This window comes from Pseudoalteromonas sp. CO109Y, from assembly GCF_004208935.1.
Taxonomy (GTDB): Bacteria; Pseudomonadota; Gammaproteobacteria; order Enterobacterales; family Alteromonadaceae; genus Pseudoalteromonas; species Pseudoalteromonas shioyasakiensis.
The window spans coordinates 71,170-93,440 of sequence record NZ_SGPD01000010.1 but is presented as its reverse complement, the minus strand read 5'-3'; the positions used below and the strand labels follow the sequence as shown (position 1 = coordinate 93,440).

Here is a 22,271-nt window from a genome sequence, read left to right as displayed (position 1 = left end):
AATGGTGGGTCATGATGGACTTGAACCATCGACCAATGGATTAAAAGTCCACTGCTCTACCAACTGAGCTAATGACCCGCTCTTTTTTCCGCATTTTGGCTGTTGTTACCAATCGCCTGCTGCGGGCGCTTATAATACTTATTTAAATGCTGAGTGCAACAGAAAATATCTCTTTTTTTAAGTTTTTATGTCTAGTTGCCTAATTTTAGACCGCTTATGTCAAAAAGCAGTCTAATCAGGTCAAATCTACATTTGCGACAGACGTTCTGTGGCTAATTTAGCAGCGGTAGTACTTGGGTACTGATTAATTAAATCATTAAAGGTTTTAAGGGCTTGCTCGCCTAAACCTTGATCCGCTAATAAGTTTCCTAACTTTAACATCGCATCTGGGCGCTTATTAGAATTAGGGTATTCATTCACAACAACTTTAAAGTGCTCAGTTGCACCAGCTTGATCGTTTTGAATTGTTAACAGCTGACCTAACCAATAATGCGCATTAGATGCATACACTGAATTAGGGTAAGTAGTTAAGAATGTTTGGAACTCAGGAATTGCTTGCTCATAACGTTTATCTTTCATGATTAACGCTACAGCACGCTCATAGGCTTCGTTTTCAGATAAGTCTGAACTAATTGCCTGTGATGCACCCACATCCGTATAAGTGTTAGTAGGTTGAGTTTGTGTTGCAGCAGGCTGGCTATAAGCTTGACTTACACGGTTCTCAATCTCTTGATAAAGCTCACGCTGACGTTGTAATACTTTTTCAAGCTTATAGCTTTGCTCTTCAGTAATACCACGTACTTGGCTCACTTCGTCTTGTAAAATATTAAGCTGCTGCTGAAGCTCAGCTTGCAATAAATTACGTGACTTCATCATGTTTTCTAAAGCGACTAAACGCTTCTCAATGCTCGATTGCGAGCTTGCAGCTTCTGAAACAGGAGCGGGAGCAGCCCATAACTGGGTGCTCCCGCTTAAGATCATTGCTGCCAAAATAATTTTCGGCTTCATAATGACTCTTTATTAGTAAACTAATACTGCGCGACGGTTCTTCGCGAACGCTTCTTCAGTGCGAGACTTAACCATTGGCTTCTCTTCACCATAGCTCACTACTGACATTTGGCTAGCAGAAACACCTAAACTTTGTAGGTATTTTTCTACTGCTTGACCACGGTGCTCACCTAGTGCGATGTTGTACTCAGGCGTACCGCGCTCATCTGCGTGACCTTCGATTAGTACTTTCACTGAAGGGTTTTGTACTAAAAACTCAGCGTGTGCTTGTAATAATTCAGCATATTTGCTTTGGATTTTTGCGTTATCAAAACCAAAATAAATGATTTGCTCTTGACGTAACGCTTCGTATTTTTCACGAAGTGCTTCTTCAGCTTGTTGCTCTGGAGTAAGCGTTGCAACTTCAACAGTATCAGTGTTGTTTGATTGCTCAACCATACCTTGGTTAGATTGGTTTGCAGCACCTTCGTCAACACCTGAAGAAGAGCTACACGCCGCTAATGTCATCACTGGCACAGCAATTAGCAGGCCTTTTAAAGTTTTATTAAGTTGCATTTAATTGATTCCTATATTGAGTAAACCAGTAAAATTACTGTAAATAAGGCGACCAAGCTGGTGCCTTTACTTGTCCGTTTAGCACAGGTAAGCGTGCTTTAAAGCGACCGTCCATAGAAACTAACGCCAACACCTGTTTATTATTATGAAGCGTGCTGTAGATAATCATCGAGCCGTTTGGAGCGATACTCGGTGATTCATCTAAGCGAGTTCTAGTTAATACTTGGAACGCGCCTGTAGCTAGCTCTTTCTTAGCAAGATGGTATTGACCGTTGGTACGGTTCACCATCACTAATTCTTTTCCGTCTGGAGAAATCGAACCTGCTAGGTTCATATCTCCGTCAAACGTCATGCGTTTTGACCTACCAGTTTGCAAATTTAACTTATAAATCTGGGCATTACCACCCCTTTCAGACGTAAACACAATATCTTGCCCATTAGGGAACCAAGATGGTTCAGTATCTATACTACGGTGGTTTGTAAGACGTCTTTCTTTACGAGTTGCAAGGTCTAAAACATATACTTCTGTTGCACCATTTCTGTCTTTAGAAAGCACTAATAATAACTTTTTACCATCAGGCGAGAACTGCGGTGCACCATTAATACCAGGGTGACTTGTGATCAGCTCACGTTTACCTGTGTATAAATCTTGAATATAAATTTGGCTTTGACGATTCTCAAATGTTACGTACGCAAGCTTAGTACCGTCAGGTGACCACGCTGGTGACATTAATGGCTCTTTAGAGCGAAGTAACACTTGCTCATTAAAACCATCGTAATCAGCAACTACAAGCTGGTATGGCTTAGGCTCTTCTTCGCGAACAATCACATAAGCAATCTTCGTTAAGAATGCACCTTTTTCACCCGTAAGCGCTTCGTAAACCACATCACTAATGCGGTGCGCGTAACGGCGAAAACCTGTTTCAGCAATTACGCTTTCACGCGCGTCTAAAATGTGATCTTGGCTTTTAACTAATTGGCCATTGCTCATCATTTGCGTTTCGCCACCGGTAATTTGACCACGAATAACATCAATAAGCTCATACTTAACTAAGTAACGGCCATTTGTTTGCTGTTCTACTTGGCCTACAAGAACCGCTTCAACGCCTTTATTAACCCAAGCGCCGTAATCAACGTCGGTGTCAGTAGCTGGAAGCTGCGGCATTGTGTTAACGTCAATTGGCTTAAACTTACCACTACGCATTAAGTCAGCTGCAATGACTGAGCTTAATTTTTCAGGGATAGTTCCTACACCATTGTACTGGAAAGGTACAATCGCAATTGGACGTGCACCGTCAATACCATCGGTGATCACAATTTCTAGTGCAGCACTGGCAATGCCATGAAAGCCCAGTAATACAATAAAACATGCTGTTTTTATCTGGTTAAACATATCATTCCTTTAAAATTGAGGCGCTATTGTTAAATTAATATTTTTAAGTTGCTCAAATACTTCACGGTCTGGTGATACTGGTAGTGTGTCTGCCATACGCACCGCGCGCATTGCAGCTTCGCATACCAAGGTATCTCCGCCCAGTGATTTTACTTGAGTCACTAAGCCATTAAAACCAAGACGAATATTAAGACGACATTCTTTACCTTTCATCTTCTCATCTTTTAAGAAGTTTTGTTGAATGCGCGCCATAATTAACGCTTTATATTTTTCAACTTCGCCCACTACTTGTTGCTGGCGCACTTTATTACGTGCAGCCTGCTCAGCAGCTAATTGTTCTTGTAGCATTTGCTCTTGCAATGCTTGCTGGCGTTTACGCTCTGCTTCAGCTTCTTTGCGTTTACGTTCAGCTTCAGCTTCGGCAGCTTTACGCTTACGCTCTTCTTCCGCTTTCTTTAACGCCTCTTCTTCAGCTTTACGTTTTTCAGCTGCAGCTTTCGCTGCGGCTTCAGCTTCTTGCTTTTGCTTTTCAGCCTGTTGCGCTTTAGCTCGTTCTTTCTCTTGAATTTCACGTGCTTTCTTCGCTTGTGCTTCTGCTTCTGCTTTTTCTTTCTCTTTCGCGCGGCGTTGCTGCTCTAGCTTTTTAAGGCGTCTGTCTTCAGCTTCACGTTGCTTACGTGCATCATTTGCACGGCGCTCAAGGTCACGAATACGTTTTGCTTCGGCTCGTTTTTTTGCTTCTTCTTGCTTTTTAAGCTCGGCAATTTTCTGCTCAACCTTTTGCTGATCAACCGTTACTGCGGCAACGGCTTTTTCAGGCTCTGGTAAAGCAGGGTTCAGCGTTACTTCCATCACCTTAGGCGCTGGCATATGAAAATTAGCTGTTGCTACTAATAAACCTGCTATTGCAAGGTGCAAAAGAACCGATTTTACTACTGATGCACCCATACTAGCCTTTCGTCCCCTCGAATGATTCGGTCATAAGACCCACTGAAGGCACACCAGCATTTTTCAAAAAGTCCATAAGCAGCAGTACTTCTTGATAAGAAACACGGCCAGAACCTTTAATCATCACAGGTGTATCTGGATTTTTTTGCAGTTGAAGTTTAATTACCGCCGCAACATCCAGCGCTTCCATTGGTGCTTCTGGGTCAGTACCAATACTTACATAGTACTTACCTTCAGCATCAATTGACGCAATGATAGGCGGTGTATCTTTGGTATCAACTAAATCCGATTCTTCCATTTTCGGCAAATCCACTTTTACACCATGGGTAATAAGTGGCGCAGTTGCCATAAATATAATTAGTAGTACCAACATTACATCAATGTAAGGTACTACGTTTATTTCACCTACAGGGCGACGTTTCTTACGCTGATACATTCGCTTTAGCCTCTATTTGCGCAGCTGCTTGGCGGTGTAAAATATTGGCGAATTCTTCCATGAAGTTAATGTAATTACCTTCAAGCTTTTCTACTTTATTAGCAAAACGGTTGTAAGCAATTACAGCAGGGATTGCAGCAAATAAGCCCATTGCAGTTGCAATCAGCGCTTCGGCGATACCTGGCGCTACCATTTGTAGCGTTGCTTGTTTAACTTCACCTAACGCGATGAATGCGTTCATGATACCCCATACCGTACCAAACAGACCGATGTAAGGACTAATTGAACCCACTGTTGCTAAAAACGATAAACTAGACTCAAGCTTTTCAACTTCGCGCGATAGCGCAACTCGCATTGAACGATGTGTGCCTTCCATTACGATGCCTGCACTTTGAAATGTATTTTTCTTATGACGTGCAAACTCTTTAAATCCTGCAACGAATAATGCTTCAACACCTGATGCACCACCAGGACGAGCAGATACTTCGTTATATAATTTACTTAAATCAATACCTGACCAAAACTTTTGCTCAAAACGCTTAGCGCCATTAAGTGCATCAGAAATCGCTTTTTTACGTTGAAAAATAATTGCCCATGACATTACCGACATACCGACTAATGCCAACATTACTAGCTGGACAAGTACACTGGCTTCTAGAATAAGATCTAAAAAGTTAAGCCCTGATCCCACGTTAAACTCCTAAAATAGATTTCTATGTAATTTGTTATATTTTTTACACTTGCATTTATTGACCACAAAGGTGGCCAAAAGTTACATCTAGTGTATCTAGTCAGTTATAAACTGACAACGCTCTTGCTGTGAATTAGCGGCAAATAACGGTAAAAAGCAATTTGCTTAGTTATTTTTTAGCCATATTAGGTTTTATCAACACATTTACGCATATTTTCACCTTAATAATAAGTCACTAGAATAGCTCTCAAAAGCAACCAAAACAGCCAAAAACACGACGTTTATTCATAAATTACGCATAAACACCCAAAAGCACTTTTGCAAATCTACTACAGAATACTTAAACTAATCCTGAATAAAGATCACAAAAATTATAAAAACCCTTTTATTCAGAAGGTTAAAAACAAAATAGTTACAAAGTGAACAAAAAGAAAACAATTCAATTTTTAGCTCACATTAGTTTTTTTTATCTGAAAATAAAATTTTTCTAGTTTGAAGAAAAATCCATCATTGCGTATTATTTACCTATACCGAGCTAGCAACCTCATGAAAGTTTCTTTCATCAAGCTCCGTTTTTAGCAATATGAAGTTTCGTATTGCTCTAGGTTCACTTAAATCGGGATAAAACCTTATTCAAGTAGACCGTAGTTCCCTGGATTACTTCCTTCAACTTGTTGTTTGCCCGCATCCTTATGCGGGCTTTTTTTTGCCTACACAAACGCCAATGAGAATACCTACCGATAACTTAACAGCATGTGAATTACAGATGTTAAAATGAGACAACAACCCACTGGTTAGTGGTTTGTGGTAAGCGGTAAGCGGTAAGCGGTAAGCGGTAAGCGGTAAGCGGTAAGCGGTAAGCGGTAAGCGGTAAAAATCTACATACCCGTTGGATACAAGCAATTTATCTCGATAAAAAACAGCCCTTCCAAGCTGCTTGATACTTATAGCTTAAAGCTTCTAACTAACCGCGGGGTTTTAGTTATTTCTCTGGCGTTAGCCCAAAGTGCAGGTAAGCGATGTCTGAAACAAGTCGTCCGCGGGGGGTACGCTGAATAAAGCCTTGTTGAATTAAAAACGGCTCTATGACATCTTCAATGGTTTCTTTTTCTTCGCCAATTGCAGCCGCTAGGTTATCAAGGCCAACGGGGCCGCCCATAAATTTTTCGATAATAGCTAGCAAGTATTTTCTATCCATGTAGTCAAAACCGCTTTTATCGACATCAATCATATCGAGGGCTTGCTCTGCAACTGTAGCATTTACTTTACCGTCTGATTTCACTTGGGTGTAATCACGAACGCGGCGTAATAAACGGTTTGCTATGCGCGGTGTACCGCGTGAACGCTTGGCGATTTCGGTTGCGCCTTCATCACACATGGTTAAGTCTAAAAAGCTTGCTGAGCGGGCAACAATTTTTGATAAGTCTTCAACAGAATAAAACTCTAATCGCTGAACAATACCAAAACGGTCTCTAAGTGGTGAAGTGAGTGAGCCAGCACGAGTTGTTGCACCAATTAAAGTAAATGGCGGCAAATCAAGCTTGATAGAGCGTGCTGCGGGGCCCTCACCTATCATTATATCCAGCTGATAATCTTCCATTGCGGGATACAAAATCTCTTCGACTTGCGGGCTCAAGCGATGTATTTCGTCAATAAACAGTACGTCGCCTTCTTCAAGGTTCGTTAAAAGTGCGGCTAAATCGCCTGCTTTTTCGAGTACTGGCCCTGATGTTGTTTTAATATTAACGTTAAGCTCGTTGGCAACAATATTTGCAAGTGTGGTTTTACCAAGGCCCGGTGGACCAAATATTAATAAGTGATCCAGCGCTTCGCCACGGTGGCGAGCTGCCTCGATAAAAATTTCCATTTGTTGCTTAACATGCGGCTGGCCTGTGTAATCGGTTAACAGCTTTGGTCGTATGGCACGATCAACACTGTCTTCGTTACTTTGTTCACTCGCATCTATTAAGCGATCTGCTTCAATCATGGTTTACTCACAACATTGATTTTAGAGCTTCTTTAATTAGAACCTCGGTCGTCATATCTGGTTTGTTCACTGTTTTAACCGCCTTTTGTGCTTGCGGTAGCTTATAGCCTAATGCCACTAATGCTGATACTGCATCATCTGCAGCATTATTTGCCACTAGGCTATCATCACTTGATGGCTCAATGACGGCATTATCGCTAAATGGTGTAAATAAGTCATTACCCCAATCTTTGAGTCTATCTTTCATTTCGAGCACTAAACGCTCAGCCGTTTTTTTACCAACACCCGGCAGTTTAACCAGTGTTGTTGCATCTTCATTATTAACACAACTTACAAATTGCTGCGCCGACATACCCGATAAAATAGCAAGACCAAGTTTTGGCCCTACACCATTGGCTTTTAAAAGCTCTCTAAATAAAGCGCGTTCGGTTTTGTTGTTAAAGCCAAATAATAGCTGGGCATCTTCACGTACCACAAAATGGGTATAAATAATCGCTTGCTCACCCACTGCAGGTAAATCATAAAAGCAGGTCATCGGCATTTGCACTTCGTAGCCTACACCACTTACTTCAATAAGAATTTCTGGCGGCTGTTTTTCTACTAGTAAGCCATTTAATCGACCAATCATATTACTTCCTTAATCGTCCTCTTACGGTTTTGCTCGCACTGCCCGCAAGTTTTATTAAATTTTGTTCTGAATGTGCATGACAAATAGCAATTGCTAAGGCATCTGCGGCATCGGCTTGAGGGGTACCAGGCAGCTTTAAAATGTTTTTAACCATATGCTGTACTTGAGACTTATCGGCTCCGCCATTACCTACAACGGCCTGCTTAATTTGCCTAGCTGAATATTCATAAACTGGCAGCTCTGCCATTGAAGCGCCAACGATAGCAGCGCCACGTGCTTGACCGAGCTTAAGCGCTGAGTCTGGGTTGTGTGCCATAAACACTTTTTCGATAGCAAAACTGTCTGGTGAGAATTGCTCTACCAATTGACTGATCCCTTGGTAAATCATTTTTAAGCGTACCGGAAAATCGTGATCAGCCAATTTAATGCAGCCACTACCTAAATAAGTGAACTTAGCACCTTGGTGAGCAATCACGCCGTACCCTGTTAACCGTGAACCAGGATCAATCCCTAAAATAATCGCCAACTAACTGATCCGTCTATTATCATTATTATCTGCGGTTAATAATGCCAGAGCACTGTATAAATTACCAGTAACCAATTGCAATTCATAAAAAATGCCCGCAATTGCGAGCATTTTATAGCCAACCTTCAAGAGACTTTTACGCGAGTGAGCGTAATAAGCCTTGGGTATTTTTTCGCATTGTGCGGGCTATCATCAAATAGCCCAAACATGCCACGAATAAGCCACCGACTGCTGGGCCAATCACCCAAATATGAGGGTGGAACTTACCTGCTAAATCGAACATTTGTTTTTGCACTATTAACAGAGCGATGTCACTGACAATGGCAGCGACTAAACCTGCAGTAACGCCTAATAGTAAAAACTCATATAAGGTGGCATTTTTAATTAAGCGCCCTTTCGCACCTAAAGTTCGCAAAATGACAATCTCTTGCATTCGCTCGCCTAAACTTGCTTGCACTTGCGAAATAAGTACTAAAGCGCCACAGGCAACCACAATCGCTAGTACAAAGCCAATCGCTAACGATACTTGCTCTATGGTTGAACGAATTTGTTTAATGAAACTCTCAACATCTATCACGTTAACCGTGGGGTATTGACGCATTAGCTCATTAAACTCTCGTTTTTTCTCTGCTTTTACATTCACTGATGAAATATAAGTAGCAGGAAAACTCGCAAGCACATCAGGGCTTAAAATAATAAAGAAGTTAGGTTTAAGTGTGGTCCAATTAACCTTACGTACACTGGTAATTTTTGCATCGAATGATTGTGCACCAATTAAGAAAGTAAGCGTATCGCCAATTTGTACATCAAGACGTTCAAGCATCGACTCTTCTAACGATGCCTCGGCTACTGAGTCTTCACTAAACCATGTACCGTCGATAAGTTCGTTTTGATTTGGTAAGTCTTTACGCCAAGTTAGGTTTAACTCACGGCCAATACCAGAGCGGGCTTCTTCATCTTTCTTTTCGTTGTCTTCTTGCGATACTTCGCGGGCAACCAACTCGCCATTAACAGCGTTTACACGGCCACGCACAACCGGATAGAAATCAGACGTTGGCATATCGTTTTGCGCTAAGAAGCTAGTTATAGGCTCTAACTCTTGCTCAGTAATGTTCACTAAAAATGAATTAGGGGCATTTTCAGGAAGCTGAGACTGCCAATCCGAAATCATGTCGTTCTTAAGTACAATTAAAAACAGTAATAGTTTTATGGCCAAAGCAAAGCTAATTAATTGTACCGCATTCACATTGGCACGCTTTTGAATTGACGCAATCGCCAATGACCAACTGTTACCAGGGCTTAAACCAAGTTTGCGGCCACCACCAAAAATAACCTTTGATAAACCAAATAACACGGCAATTAAAAATGCCGTCGAAAGGAACAAAATTGCACTAATTTTGAGGTTGTTACTAAATAACCACATCAGTAAAAACACAGTAAGCGCCGACATAGTAAGATGCACTTTACTTACCAATAAACGGTCGCCTAAGTTACGGCGAAGTACACGTAGCGGCGGAATATCAAATAAATCGAGTAGCGGTTTAATTGAAAACATAACCGCACAAATCACACCTGTGCTAATCGCAATGATCCAAGGTTTAGCCGATGCGCTCGGCAATGCTGTGCCCATGGTTTGTGCCAAATAATCCGTGGCAACCGCTTGTAAACCATAACCAATCAGTAAACCGACAATCACCGACATTGAACATACAAGGCTCAAATGTAATAAATAGATTTTACGGATCATAGCGCGGCTACCGCCAAGCGTTTTCATCATAGCAACTGGGTCGTACTGACGCTCACAATACCGTTTTGCCGATACCGCAATAGCAACAGCAGCTAAAATAATGCCAAGCAAACCAGCTAGCAATAAATAGCTTTCGGCACGATTTAAACTATTAGAAATAGGTGACTGGCGGTCTTTAACACCATACCAACGCTGGTTTTCTTTCATTTGTGGTTTTAACCACGCATAGAAGGTATCTAAATTGTCTTTGTCGCCAGCATAAAGTTGACGGTAAAACACCCGACTCCCCGGCTGAATTACCTCTGTAACAGCAATGTCTGCTTCATTAATTAAGATTCGTTGGCTGCTCGAAAACACATTAAACGGTGCATCTGGCTCTTCGGCTACAACATGACTAGCAGTAAACGTAGCAGCGCCAAGCTCTACTTTATCGCCCACTTTAATGTTTAGCGCATAAAACACAGATTCACTTAACCATACTTCACCACGGCTTGGGATCTCGGTTGTTACTTCTGGTTGGCCAGTCAGGCTAGTTTTAACTTTTAACTCGCCTTTTAACGGATAGGTGTTTGATACCGCTTTAACCGAACCAAGCTGCATTTCGTCACCGGCAAATAGCATGGTGTCGAAGTAAGTTATTTTAGCGGTGCGTAAGTTATCTTGGTTGGCTTTTTCTAAAAACTCAGCAGGTAAAGCATGGTTACTTGCTAAAACGCGATCAGCCGCAATAAAAGCACTGCTTTTTTCTTCAATACTTTGACCAATTCGATCGGTAACCATAGACAATGTTAAAACAGTGAGCACAGCTAAGGCTATTGCTGCACTGATCACTGTTAATTCGCCACGCTTAAACTCACGTGAAAACAGTTTTAGTGCTAATTTAGCCCACATTCGCTTGCACTCCTTCGCTTTCTTTTACAGTTACTAGCTGCCCTGCTTCAATATGTAAAATTTGCTGACACTTTTGTGCAAGCTGCTCATCATGGGTTACTAAAATGAGTGTTGTGCCGTGCTCTTTATTTAATTCAAATAATAAAGACTCAATTAACTTACCGTTTTTGCTATCAAGGTTCGCTGATGGTTCATCGGCAAATAAAATTTTCGGTGTGCCAATAAATGCACGAGCAATTGCTACACGTTGCTGCTCACCACCAGATAATTGCGATGGGTAATGACCCACGCGATGACTCAAACCTACTTTTTCAAGTAGCTCAAGTGCTTGTTGTTTAGCGTCTTTACTACCCGCAAGTTCAGCAGGAAGCATTACGTTTTCAAGGGCTGTTAAGCTTTGTACAAGCATGAAAGACTGAAATACAAAACCTACTTTTTCAGCGCGAAGTGCTGCGCGTGCTTCTTCATCTAATTCGTGTAATGCGGCTCCGTCTAAATGGATACTGCCGCCCGTTGATTGGTCAAGGCCTGCTAATAAACTTAATAAAGTAGACTTCCCCGAACCTGAGGTGCCTACCACGGCAACTGAGTCGCCCGACTTGACATTAAAGCTGATGTCACTGAGGATGGTCAGGTCGCCCTCAACCGTGGTGACCGTTTTAGAAAGTCCTTTAACTTGAATGATGTTTAATTGAGAAAGCGCTGACATATGATGCATCCAATCCTACGTTTTATATTCGTTTTACTGTTAGTAATCAAACCACTTACGGCAGCAGCTGACAACACAATTTTAATTCTAGGTGACAGTTTAAGCGCCGCTTACGGACTTAAACAAGAGCAAGGCTGGGTTAAATTGTTACAAGATAAGTACGATGAAAAAGACCAATCTGTATACCTAGTAAACGCCAGTATTAGCGGTGAAACCACAGGCGGTGCCCTAAGACGACTCGACGCGTTACTGAGCGAATTTGAACCCACTCATGTACTCATTGAGCTTGGCGGAAACGATGGTTTAAGAGGTTTCCCTATTAAACGCCTGCAAGCTAACCTACGTGATTTAATAACAAAAAGCCAACAAATCGGGGCGAAAACCGCCGTAATGGAAGTGCAAATTCCACCTAACTATGGCCCGCGTTATACCAAACTTTTCACCGATAGCTTTAAAACCATTGCCGATGAAACAGATTCTGAGCTCATGCCCTTTTTCATGCTTAGCATTGCAGGCCGTCCAGAACTTATGCAAAACGATAACCTGCACCCTAATGCCGATGCTCAGCCATTAATACGCGACTTTATGTACAAAACGATCAACGATTGGCTAGATTAACCTCTAGCCCATTGATTTAATACCGATTGCCTGAACAATTAACAGGCAATCGAACTGCAGAGATATTGATTTTTATAAAAAAAGCCGTACTATGGCTTGCAACGTCGGCATATAGCGCAGCTTGGTAGCGCACTGTCATGGGGTGTCAGGGGTCGCAGGTTCAAATCCTGCTATGCCGACCATCTTTCCCCCTTATTTATCATAAAGATAAGTCAATAAATCCTATATATTAGCAACTGCTAATTTGTATTATTTTTGTATTATTATTTTCAGACACAAATAATAGATACACGTAAATCACATTACTTTCTTTAATGTAATATTTCCACTTGCACCTAAAGTGCTTTAATCTTAATTTACTTAATTCTTCGTTCTAAACACTTTATAATCAATTAGTTTTCAAAATAGTAATATAGTATCAAGGAAAGATTGTGAAGAGCATTGAAACTTTTCTAGTATGTGTTTGCCTGATGCTTGCTGGCGGAATTATCGTTAGTGCAGTCGGTTCTCCATTCGAAAGTATTATAAATTTAGCCGGTAGCTTTGGAAGCCTTGTTGGTGGAGGTAGTGCTTTATGGGCTCTCTACATATGGAAGAAACAAATCCATTACAACAGGAAGCTCGAAGTTATAGAGATAGCTTTAAAGGTTCAATTTTTAGCTGGGAGCTTTATGAGAAAAACTAAGGAATTATATCTAATTTCTGAATGCGGTATTGCCCCCTCAAAACCAGACTTAAGATACCATATTCAAAGATTTAACGAAGAATACTGTACAAGTAGCAACCAACTAAATTTAGCACTAAATGAACTTAGAGAAAAAGCTGCTATGTATCAACGCCTAACTAAGGATAAAGAGGTGAGTAATTTAGCAAATCAAATGATTAACTCTGTACATGATCTTAAACGTTTTAAAATCCCTTACGATATGAAAACTGCAAATGAATTGAGGTACCAAGCTATTGTACTCCAAACTCTCGTTGATAATGTTATGTCTGCTAGATCAAAATTTGAAATACATATAGAAAGTACAAAGCATTAATTTACTATAACACGTAAACCTCTTTCAAAGCTCTAGGACAGAGTTTTTTTACAATTTCATAGATATCAAACTTAGAAGCAAATATCTGGAATTGTGATACTAGTTGTTATCGGCGCTGGGCTATCGTCATCTAAGTATACTCGCTCATCATCAAGCTCAGCGGTTACTGAAACCTGACTTGTTGATGATGGCTTAATATCTTTTAGAAGCACACCATTATACCACCGTGTAGTGATGCCAAACATATAATATGGTGGCTCGATTGAACCATCTAATACCGGTGTAAAATCTAAATTAGCATCGATGACGACTTCATTGGAGTCATTGTTTGCCATTGCAATTCAGGGTTATCAAGATAGATAGAGCGACCAATATGCAAATACATGGAGCACTATCATAAAGGTGCGAGTAACAACGTGTATAACCGAAAGCTCAGCTTTTTAGAACTAGTTTTCGATTATGAAAAGACAGCGGCAATATGACAAACAACCCAGCCGCTCTTAAAATCAAAAAACCCAGTGAGTGTAAGAAACGTAAAGCGTTAAATGTTGTTGAAAGCAAATTAAAAACAAGGAAACTTTCTTTTAGCAAAAATGTCAAAATAATAGATCCTCCAGATGTTTTCAAAAATTACATAAATATTGAGTCAATTAATAAAGATCCAAATGGTATGAATGTAAAATTCAAATTATGGGCTTTATTCATCTCTAAAAAATACTCTACCTGTTTGCCTGCCAATTCTATTTCAAATATTTCATCTTTCCCTGCTTTCAATTTATTACCCTAATTTTGATTTTTATCTTTTTGCAACCTAACGCTTCAAGGAGAGACACGCGCAATTCGCGCATCCTTCTTGCTTGATTTATCATGACTTGGCAAGCACTTTAAAAGCTCTTCAGGAAGAATTGCCGTCTCTAGATTTCTCGCTTGCTTTAATTGAACGCAAGTTAATGACTTTGCACCCGTGAAATCTGCACCATCTATGTCAGCGTTAGTCAAGACAGCATCCATAAACATAGCATTTACAAACTTAGCTTTGCCTAAAAAGGCATTAGTAAAGTTAGCTTCTACTAAATAAGAATCTGTTAAATCCGCTTCGGATAGCGTAGCGCCTTTAAAGTTTACTTCAACTAGATCTGTGTGAATCATTTTTGCTTGACCGAGATACGCATTCTCAAAATTAGATCTGTCCATGATTGCACCATTGAAATTAGCTAGGAAGAACCTTCCATTTCTAGCGTCTAATTCCTCTATTATTGCGCCTCTCATGTCTGCACCATCTAAGTAAACTTTGTTATCTATTAAGTCACGTACAGCCCCTTTCCATACAATAGAGGCAGTACCTGCAGAGCCATTTTCTGGCTGTACATTTGGATCAAATTCTCTGAAATTTTTATCGAGGTACGTGCTCCATGCTTTTCTAAGACGATCTAATTTCCTGTCATCAATTTCAGTCACCCATATAACAGCAGTTACTAAGATCGTTAACTTCCCTGTATACTCTAATACACCCACTAACCCACTATGAGACATAAGGTAAGCTAAATACCTTAAGCACCACTCCAGAGAGAATATTGGTGAGAAGATAATTCTCACTAACCTATTAGCAGCTCCAAGATGCTGATTTACAAACTCTCTTCTTTTTATTGGTTTGGGAAGGTGCATATTATTTCTTCCTTGTCATAACATTTTAGTCTTTATACGACATGTAGTCTATGCTGCATAATTTCTTGTTGGACTGAGTCTCTACCTGCTCGGTGTGTCTAAGTTAGTGCTGTTTATGCTATGGCTTTACTTATAAAAAATAGACTTTTTGGAGGTTCTCACTTTCCTAACTAGTGTAATCAGTTTAGGTAGTGTTCTATAAGCTTTCCCTGCATTACTCAGCGATTATTATGTATTCATTACATCTAAATTTACCTTAATACGCAATGATATTTTTTACACATTAGAGACTACTTGCCTAAGCTGTTAATAATTGATTTCAATCACATACCTTAGTTGCTAACTTGTTTGCTCAAAGCAGCCATTAGAGCATTTACTTTAGCTCGTTTTGGGGTAACCTAAAGTACGTTAATGGTCAAATCATGTAAATACATTAAGTATTAGGTTAATCTTGTACAAGAATTTCTTTAGGCTAACGCTTTACTAAGCGGCAAAAAGTTCGCTGGCTAAAATTAGCGAGGAACGAGCAAAAGTCAGTTGTATTTTGCTCCTTTAAGCTACTTGTTAAATTTTTTTACGCAAAATTTCAGATAGATTATCGTGTTCCAACAATGGTTTGTTTAAAAACTCACTGTAAGTAAGAAACGTTATATCAATTTGTATTTCGATTCTGTTAGACAAAATATCCAAATCTTTTTTAGCTTCCAAGTATGCATTCAATGGCGACTGAGCATCAGGTAATGATACTAACAATAAATCTATATCATTATATTTATCAGAATTAAAGAAAGAACCAAAACCAAAAACACCGTATAAATCACGATGCTTTAATAGAGTAGATTGGATTTCCTTCTTGATCTTTTTTGTGGTAATTCCAAAAGTCACTTTTCCACAATGCTCCTGCCATTTCACCAGATATAAACATACCAATGTTTGAATCCAAACAATACTGTTTAGCTTCCATTGTATAACTATTCCAGCCACCACCAATATATATGATATCTATATGCCCAAACTCTGCTTGAGCTCTTTGAACCATAGTTAAGCCCATAGTATATTCTCTCAAACATAAGATACGTAAATTGTCACCTTGTGCTTTCCTAGTTACTTCAAAAAGAATATCTTCACTTCTAATGATGGCCGATAAATTATCGTGTTGCTCTAAAAGGCGGTTTAACCACATTATGTGACTAAACGGAACATTCCAAGTATTAGTTCCATTACTCATAATTCAAATACCTCACTAAAGTCCTTTGGGAAAGTGACATAGTTATCTATACGATCATACTGGTTTGCTTCAAAAGATGAGGCATGTGTTTTAAATTTAATAAATGCTTTGTAGGCTCGAATAGAAAGAAGAGATTTATTGGTTTCAATTAGATTTACTATTTTTAGATTCGTGGGTATTACCGAGTCTAGTTTCCTCAGCTCCCAAACTTTAAATGCATTAGAGCCAGGATCTTTTTCCGCTACTTTTGAATTGGGGCCATAACTCTCCCATAGCATATTATTCTCATATAATAATTTTGATACTTCTTCCTTTAGTTCATCAAAAGTAGAAAAAATCACATCACTATTAACAGCTCTTATATTAGATTCATGAGTTTCTTTCCATTGAAATAGCTGTTCAACGGTAAATGTACCTTCTGGGGATTTATCAATATGACGATGGCATGTTGGGCATAGGAGAACTAGGTTCTCATATGTATCAGCCCCCCCACCACTTACCCCGCGAGGACCTTTTTCACTCCTAGCTACTATATGCGCCATTTCACCAACATTATAGCTTCTAGCTTCTTGTAATATTGCTGTGAGATCTGCTCGACATTTAGGGTTTGAGCAAATTCCTGCAGCTCTTCCCCATAATAACTTTGCGTCTCCATCAGAAATTGCCATATTATTCCCTTAGTTGATCTTACAAATTTACTAGGTAAAAACTTAACATCCCGCTAACAATCGACAATAAAATAGTTGGCTAAAATTAGCGAGGAATGAGCAAAAGTCAGCTTTTTTTATCCTTTTAAGCGACTTTTTAGTTGCTTTTCTTCTTTAGAATTACTTTTTTATAGAAAGGTGCTTGGTTTAATTCTGCAATATAAGAGCAGAATTGATATATTTTCTGTTCTGTTGTAACTACAACACTTTGCGCTGAATTAATCAATGTTAAATTTTTTGAATCAATATCTATTAGTATTTGCTTCAAGTTACATTCAGTTGTGAGAGGGTACTTTGATGACTTGCTATATTTCCGGAAATATAGCTCTAATAACATTTGAACTTTAGATATTTCGATAAATAACTCACTAATATTTTTGGCATGGAATTTAAGCACTTCTTCTGTCACTTTTTCTTCGTATTTCACCAATGCATTAAAATTATCTAAAGCATAGTCAATTGTATTTAGCGCCTTATCACTATACCCTGCAGCGGCAAGAAACAACTCTTCCGTCTTTTCTGTAATAAGCTCTCTCTTTTCTTTAGCGCGATTAAAGAATTGATTTAAAAAAAACAAAAAAATAGCAACACTAGCCGTTACAATAACTGTTGCAATTTTAACAATATCACTATCTTCTATTCCTATTCCAAATATAGTGGTAACCGTCAAATTTAACACTCCTTTTTGTATGATGCCAATGAGCACCTAACAATTTTATAGTGGTCTCATTTATCTACCTTATATTTTTAACAAATTAACTAAGGTATTACTATCAAAAAAAATTTAGGTAAAGCTAAATGACAAAATGCTCTCGACGCTCATTTTCTTGAATATATGCACGAACTACACAGTTTGAAATCAATTAACTATTACTTTAATCCAACCTCAATATCTAGTTATCTCTCAAAGCAGATATTTAGAGTATTTGCGTTAACTCATCTTGGGGCAGAAATAAGTTACCCCAAATTCCCGTTCAATTAATTATCACTCTGTACTTTAAACTCCTTAAAAATACTGTTCACATTCACTTTTGCGCCTAGCTTTGCAGCGATTAAAAAGAGGCCTGCTAGTTTTCTGTGTACGAACAGAGCATCTACCGGTGGTGCGTGCCAATGTTCTGAGGCGGTGCTCATTTTTAAGCCTAGTTCTTTAATGCGTTTTGGTAAGTCGCTATTCGCAAAATCATACTCACCTTGGTAGCGCAGTGGCTCGCAGGCGAGTAGAAATATATCAACAACATTATCTATATACTCTTGAGCAAGCCCTTGTTGAAAATAGCCAATTTGCTGTGCTGCTGTTGCAACGCCTGCTCTGTCGTTATTAATCGCAGCAGATAATAACAGTAAGTAGCCAACACTAATATGCTGAGGTAGTTCGCGGGTGGCACCAAAGTCTAAAAGCACTAAGCGTTGATTGTCGATTTGATATTGATAATTAGCAAAGTTTGGATCTGTTTGAACTAGTTTAAAGCTAAATAATTCACGTAAAAATAGGCTGAGTAACTGTTCAACCGCTTTATTACGTAGCGCTTGCTCTGTGCTTGCCAGTTCATCTAGCTCTTGCCCTTCAACAAAGCTCATGACTAAAACTTGAGAAGAACTAAGCGAATCTACCACATTTGGAATAAGGTAATTGTCATCACCCTTTAAACACTCGCTGTAGCGTTTTAAATAATTAGCTTCTAATTCGTAGTCAGCTTCGTTTATAAGCTGTTGTTTTGCTTCATCGATAAGAGGCTGTATTTCTACCTCTTTGGGTAATAAGCCACTGAGCTTAAGAAGGTAAGCTAAGTTATCAACATCACTAGCAATGCCTTTTGCAATACCTGGGTATTGCACTTTAACTGCTAACTTTTCGCCCGATTCTCGATAAGCAATATGCACTTGCCCTATTGATGCCGCAGCAAATGGTCTGAGTTCAAAATGTGATAATTGCTCTAGCCACGCATCCCCCCAATGCTCACGCATTACTTTAACTAGCTGCTTTTGTGGCATAGCTGTCGCTTCTGCACGCAGCCTTGCTAAAATTGCAGATAGTTCAGGAGTAAGTAATTCACCACTGTCCATGGATAACAGCTGCCCCAATTTCATTGCAGCCCCGCGAAGATTTGCTAGCTGCTCTGCAAAGCGTTGAATATTTTTGGGCTGTAACAATAACTCTTGTCGTGATGTTTGCTTGCCCGTCGCCCATGCTTTTGTGCCTTCAAACAACATATTACTTGCGACCTTTCCAGCTAAAGAACCAAGCCGAGCAGCGCGTGAAAACCGTGATGTTGGCACTGACTTTTGTTTATTACTCATATTGCTTCACACTATTAACTTAATGCTTTGAATACGTTGGTTGCTATAGTTTAGATCGACTTTAGTCATACTATCGCCAGCCTTTTCGGCCGAAAAATAAAAGCCGCATGGCTTCCCGATGCGGCTTTGATTAAATTAAAACTCAATGAATCGCTTTATTGAGTGTTACTGCTTACCAGACATCAACTGTTCCATTAACTGACTAAAGTCGAAGCTAGCCGCTTTTTGTAGTGGTGGATATTTTGATAATGACTGAATATGCTCACCAAGTAAGTGTTGCACAGGCTCATTTAGCCATTGCTTAGCTTGCACTATGTCTGAACGGTCTGTTAAACCATCAAAGCTTTCAAACGGGTCCATGCGTAAGTTATAGATAATCGGGAACTTTTGTTTTTCGTACTGAGCGTAATAATTTTCGCTCGTTTCGAAATGAAGTTTCCACTGCTTGTAACGCACGGCTTTGATGCTCGATTCGTAATAATACAGAAAGCTATCACGCGCACTTTCGTCTGTTTTACCTAACCAATAATCTAAGTTGTTTACGCCATCAATCGGTTGCTTGTGTTCTTTAAGGGCTTTTATCACGATATTTGGTTCACCCGCTGCTGCTGCAAGGGTTGTATAAATATCCATGTGTGACTGAATGCCATTTAGTACGGTATTTGCAGGTACTTTACCTGGCCAACGAACAATCATAGGAACGCGTACGCCGCCTTCGTAAGTTGTCATTTTTTCACCGCGGAACGGTGTTGTACCGCCATGTAATCGTGCACTGTGCTCTGGGCCATTATCAGTAGAATAAATCACAATGGTGTTATCTAGGGCGCCCATCTCTTCGAGCGCAGCCATTAACTCACCTACTTGCTGATCATGCTCAATCAAACCACTGCCATATAAATCATGTTCTGTGGTGTAGTCTGCTGCTAGGTAACGGCTTTCATCACTTAAACGCGTGTACATATGCATGCGGCTTGGGTTAAACCAAACGAAGAAAGGTTTATCAGCTTTTTTTGCACGCTTGATAAAATCTAGGCTCGCAGCCATAAACTCTTTATCGACATTTTTCATTCGCTCACGAGAGAGTTGGCCGGTATCTTCAATTTTTTGCTTACCTACTTTACCAAAACGTGGATCAACTGTTTTGTCATCTACATTTGTAGCGTAAGTATGTAAAACACCTCGCGTACCATACTTTTTGAAAAATTCAGGATCTTTCGGGTAATCACGTTGTTCAAACTCTTCTTGAGTATTCAAATGGTATAAATTTCCGAAAAACTCATCAAAGCCATGAACTGTAGGTAGGTGCTCGTTGCGATCACCTAAGTGGTTTTTACCAAACTGCCCTGTTGCATAACCCTGCTCTTTTAAAACCTCAGCAAGCGTATAAGAACCCGCTTTTAAACCAAGCTCGCCGCCTGGTCGGCCTACCGTTGTCATGCCGCTACGAATTGGATATTGGCCTGTGATTAATGCAGCGCGCCCTGCAGTACATGATGGCTGCGCATAATGATCGGTAAACATTGTGCCTTCGTGAGCGAGCTTATCGATGTTTGGCGTTTTGTAACCCATGGTACCAAGCCCATAAGCACTTACGTTTTGCCAACCAACATCGTCGGGGAATATGATCAGAATATTAGGTTTGTCTTTAGCAAAAGCAACAGAGCTTGCTAAATATAAAGCAGCGGATGCTACGGCGAGTAGTTTTTTCATAACAGCAGTCCTTCGTGTATTGTAAAAAATACTATGTCGTTTAGTGATAAAACGAATAGTACTTTTTTTAGTCTACTAAAACTGCTGTGTACCGCAATTAATTATTAACTTTAAACACAAAAAAACCGCATTTGTTTTCACAAATACGGTTTTTAACGTTCTTAGCTTAAATGTTATTTAATAACTTCTAAGCCACCCATGTAAGGGCGTAATACTTCTGGTACAACAATTGAGCCGTCTGCTTGTTGGTAGTTCTCTAAGATTGCTACCAGTGTACGACCAACCGCTAAACCTGAGCCATTTAATGTATGAAGTAGCTCTGGCTTTTTCTCGCCTTGGCGACGGAAACGCGCTTGCATACGACGAGCTTGGAAATCAACCATGTTTGAACATGATGAGATTTCACGATAAGTGTTTTGTGCAGGTAACCATACTTCTAAATCGTAAGTTTTTGCTGCGCCAAAGCCCATATCACCCGTACATAAAATCACTTTACGGTATGGAAGTTCTAATGCTTGTAAGATTTGCTCAGCGTGACCTGTTAGCTCTTCTAGCGCTTGCATTGAATCTTCTGGTTTTACTAGTTGTACTAATTCAACTTTGTCGAATTGGTGCTGACGAATAAGACCACGTGTATCACGGCCATAGCTACCCGCTTCACTACGGAAACAAGGTGTATGTGCGGTTAAACGAATTGGTAAGTCGCTTTCGTCGTAAATTTCGTCACGAGCACTGTTCGTAAGTGGTACTTCAGCTGTAGGAATTAAGCTAAAACCTGGTTGTTGCTGACCGTCATCATCTACTAAACCTAATGTGTGGAATAAATCACCAGCAAACTTAGGTAATTGGCTTGTGCCGTATAAGCTTGCACTATTAACTAGGTAAGGCACATACATTTCTGTATAACCGTTTTTCTCTGTGTGCGTATCAAGCATGAACTGCGTAAGAGCACGGTGCATACGTGCAACTTGACCGCGCATAACAGTAAAACGTGCGCCACTAATTTTAACGCCCATTTCAAAATCTAGGCCGTTTACGTCTTGACCAACATCAACGTGATCTTTTACTTCAAAGTCGTATGACTTAGGCGTACCCCAGGTTGAAATTTCAACGTTTTGATCTTCGTCTTCACCTACTGGTACTGACTCATCAGGTAGGTTTGGAATAGCAAGTGCAATTTGCTTAAGCTCTTCAAGTACTGCGTCTTGCTCAGCTTTAACGCTGTCTAGTTGATCGCCAAGGTTACTGACTGAATCAAGCAGCTGTTGTGCTTTTTCGTGCTCGCCTTTCGCTTTTGCTTGGCCGATAGCTTTGGAACTTGCATTACGCTCGCTTTGAAGTTCTTGCGTTTTTACTTGTAATGTTTTGCGTTTTTCTTCAAGTGCAGTTACCGCTACAGTATCAAGTTCGTAACCGCGTGTTGCTAAACGTGCAGCCGCTTGTTCGATATCTTGACGTAAATATTTAGAATCTAACATGTTCG

22 protein-coding genes and 2 tRNA genes are annotated in these 22,271 nt (G+C 39.9%); 4 read left to right on the top strand and 20 right to left on the bottom strand.

The window, feature by feature from the left end; all coding sequences use genetic code 11:
* Positions 1-2: 2 nt before the first annotated feature.
* The 12 genes from EXT43_RS02840 to EXT43_RS02780 form a co-directional block, all read right to left on the bottom strand.
* Positions 3-78 (bottom strand) — tRNA-Lys (locus EXT43_RS02840).
* Between the two features lie 168 nt (positions 79-246).
* Positions 247-1,008 (bottom strand): tol-pal system protein YbgF, encoded by a 762-nt coding sequence (gene ybgF / locus EXT43_RS02835; protein ID WP_054561292.1) that lies wholly within the window; start codon positions 1,006-1,008, stop codon positions 247-249.
* A gap of 12 nt (positions 1,009-1,020) precedes the next feature.
* The gene (pal, locus tag EXT43_RS02830; protein WP_054553016.1) at positions 1,021-1,563 is read right to left on the bottom strand and encodes a peptidoglycan-associated lipoprotein Pal; all 543 of its coding nucleotides are present in this window, start codon (positions 1,561-1,563) and stop codon (positions 1,021-1,023) included.
* A 34-nt stretch (positions 1,564-1,597) separates the two neighbouring features.
* Positions 1,598-2,956, bottom strand: a complete 1,359-nt coding sequence (gene tolB, locus EXT43_RS02825; RefSeq protein WP_062565178.1) for a Tol-Pal system beta propeller repeat protein TolB — start codon at positions 2,954-2,956, stop codon at positions 1,598-1,600.
* 9 nt (positions 2,957-2,965) lie between these two features.
* The gene (gene tolA / locus EXT43_RS02820; protein ID WP_054561290.1) at positions 2,966-3,904 is read right to left on the bottom strand and encodes a cell envelope integrity protein TolA; all 939 of its coding nucleotides are present in this window, start codon (positions 3,902-3,904) and stop codon (positions 2,966-2,968) included.
* 1 nt (position 3,905) lies between these two features.
* Entirely contained in the window at positions 3,906-4,340 is a 435-nt protein-coding gene (gene tolR / locus EXT43_RS02815; RefSeq protein ID WP_054561289.1) for a protein TolR, read from the bottom strand.
* Complete coding sequence (tolQ, locus tag EXT43_RS02810; protein ID WP_054561288.1) at positions 4,327-5,031, bottom strand: protein TolQ; 705 nt, start codon at positions 5,029-5,031, stop codon at positions 4,327-4,329. The genes tolR and tolQ overlap by 14 nt, the downstream gene beginning before the upstream one ends.
* Before the next feature lie 982 nt (positions 5,032-6,013).
* Positions 6,014-7,018: a Holliday junction branch migration DNA helicase RuvB gene (gene ruvB, locus EXT43_RS02800; RefSeq protein WP_054553011.1), complete on the bottom strand. Its 1,005-nt coding sequence runs from the start codon at positions 7,016-7,018 to the stop codon at positions 6,014-6,016.
* 7 nt (positions 7,019-7,025) lie between these two features.
* Positions 7,026-7,646 carry a Holliday junction branch migration protein RuvA gene (gene ruvA / locus EXT43_RS02795; protein ID WP_130166299.1) on the bottom strand — a complete coding sequence of 207 codons (621 nt, stop codon included), beginning with the start codon at positions 7,644-7,646 and terminating at the stop codon, positions 7,026-7,028.
* Position 7,647: 1 nt separating this feature from the next.
* Complete coding sequence (gene ruvC / locus EXT43_RS02790; protein WP_054561285.1) at positions 7,648-8,172, bottom strand: crossover junction endodeoxyribonuclease RuvC; 525 nt, start codon at positions 8,170-8,172, stop codon at positions 7,648-7,650.
* Positions 8,173-8,308: 136 nt separating this feature from the next.
* Positions 8,309-10,810 (bottom strand): FtsX-like permease family protein, encoded by a 2,502-nt coding sequence (locus tag EXT43_RS02785; RefSeq protein ID WP_130166298.1) that lies wholly within the window; start codon positions 10,808-10,810, stop codon positions 8,309-8,311.
* Positions 10,800-11,519 carry an ABC transporter ATP-binding protein gene (locus EXT43_RS02780; RefSeq protein WP_054561283.1) on the bottom strand — a complete coding sequence of 240 codons (720 nt, stop codon included), beginning with the start codon at positions 11,517-11,519 and terminating at the stop codon, positions 10,800-10,802. Before EXT43_RS02780 ends, EXT43_RS02785 begins: the two co-directional genes overlap by 11 nt.
* Between EXT43_RS02780 and EXT43_RS02775 the strand changes: the two genes are divergently transcribed.
* The 3 genes from EXT43_RS02775 (at position 11,520) to EXT43_RS02765 (ending at position 13,177) form a co-directional block, all read left to right on the top strand.
* Positions 11,520-12,137, top strand: a complete 618-nt coding sequence (locus tag EXT43_RS02775) for an arylesterase (protein ID WP_062565175.1) — start codon at positions 11,520-11,522, stop codon at positions 12,135-12,137.
* Positions 12,138-12,242: 105 nt separating this feature from the next.
* Positions 12,243-12,319 (top strand) — tRNA-Pro (locus EXT43_RS02770).
* A 249-nt stretch (positions 12,320-12,568) separates the two neighbouring features.
* The gene (locus EXT43_RS02765; RefSeq protein ID WP_130166297.1) at positions 12,569-13,177 is read left to right on the top strand and encodes a hypothetical protein; all 609 of its coding nucleotides are present in this window, start codon (positions 12,569-12,571) and stop codon (positions 13,175-13,177) included.
* Between the two features lie 71 nt (positions 13,178-13,248).
* Here the strand turns inward: EXT43_RS02765 and EXT43_RS02760 are convergent, their stop codons facing one another.
* Entirely contained in the window at positions 13,249-13,512 is a 264-nt protein-coding gene (locus EXT43_RS02760; RefSeq protein WP_240701463.1) for a SufE family protein, read from the bottom strand.
* Between the two features lie 143 nt (positions 13,513-13,655).
* Here EXT43_RS02760 and EXT43_RS02755 point away from each other — a divergent pair, with 143 nt between their 5' ends.
* Complete coding sequence (locus EXT43_RS02755) at positions 13,656-13,964, top strand: hypothetical protein (RefSeq protein WP_130166296.1); 309 nt, start codon at positions 13,656-13,658, stop codon at positions 13,962-13,964.
* 32 nt (positions 13,965-13,996) lie between these two features.
* On the opposite strand, the gene EXT43_RS02750 is transcribed toward EXT43_RS02755, so the two are convergent.
* The 7 genes from EXT43_RS02750 to serS form a co-directional block, all read right to left on the bottom strand.
* Complete coding sequence (locus tag EXT43_RS02750; protein ID WP_130166295.1) at positions 13,997-14,842, bottom strand: pentapeptide repeat-containing protein; 846 nt, start codon at positions 14,840-14,842, stop codon at positions 13,997-13,999.
* An 817-nt stretch (positions 14,843-15,659) separates the two neighbouring features.
* A complete protein-coding gene (locus EXT43_RS02745; RefSeq protein WP_130166294.1) occupies positions 15,660-16,070 on the bottom strand; it encodes a hypothetical protein in 411 nt (136 codons plus the stop codon).
* Positions 16,067-16,738 (bottom strand): HNH endonuclease signature motif containing protein, encoded by a 672-nt coding sequence (locus EXT43_RS02740; RefSeq protein WP_130166293.1) that lies wholly within the window; start codon positions 16,736-16,738, stop codon positions 16,067-16,069. The genes EXT43_RS02745 and EXT43_RS02740 overlap by 4 nt, the downstream gene beginning before the upstream one ends.
* A gap of 136 nt (positions 16,739-16,874) precedes the next feature.
* The gene (locus EXT43_RS02735) at positions 16,875-17,447 is read right to left on the bottom strand and encodes a hypothetical protein (RefSeq protein ID WP_130166292.1); all 573 of its coding nucleotides are present in this window, start codon (positions 17,445-17,447) and stop codon (positions 16,875-16,877) included.
* A gap of 308 nt (positions 17,448-17,755) precedes the next feature.
* A complete protein-coding gene (locus EXT43_RS02730; RefSeq protein ID WP_130166291.1) occupies positions 17,756-19,078 on the bottom strand; it encodes an AarF/ABC1/UbiB kinase family protein in 1,323 nt (440 codons plus the stop codon).
* Positions 19,079-19,243: 165 nt separating this feature from the next.
* On the bottom strand, positions 19,244-20,788 hold the full coding sequence (locus EXT43_RS02725) for an arylsulfatase (RefSeq protein ID WP_130166290.1): 1,545 nt from the start codon (positions 20,786-20,788) through the stop codon (positions 19,244-19,246).
* Positions 20,789-20,961: 173 nt separating this feature from the next.
* Positions 20,962-22,266, bottom strand: coding sequence for a serine--tRNA ligase (serS, locus tag EXT43_RS02720; RefSeq protein WP_130166289.1), 1,305 nt, complete (start codon positions 22,264-22,266; stop codon positions 20,962-20,964).
* Positions 22,267-22,271: the final 5 nt, after the last annotated feature.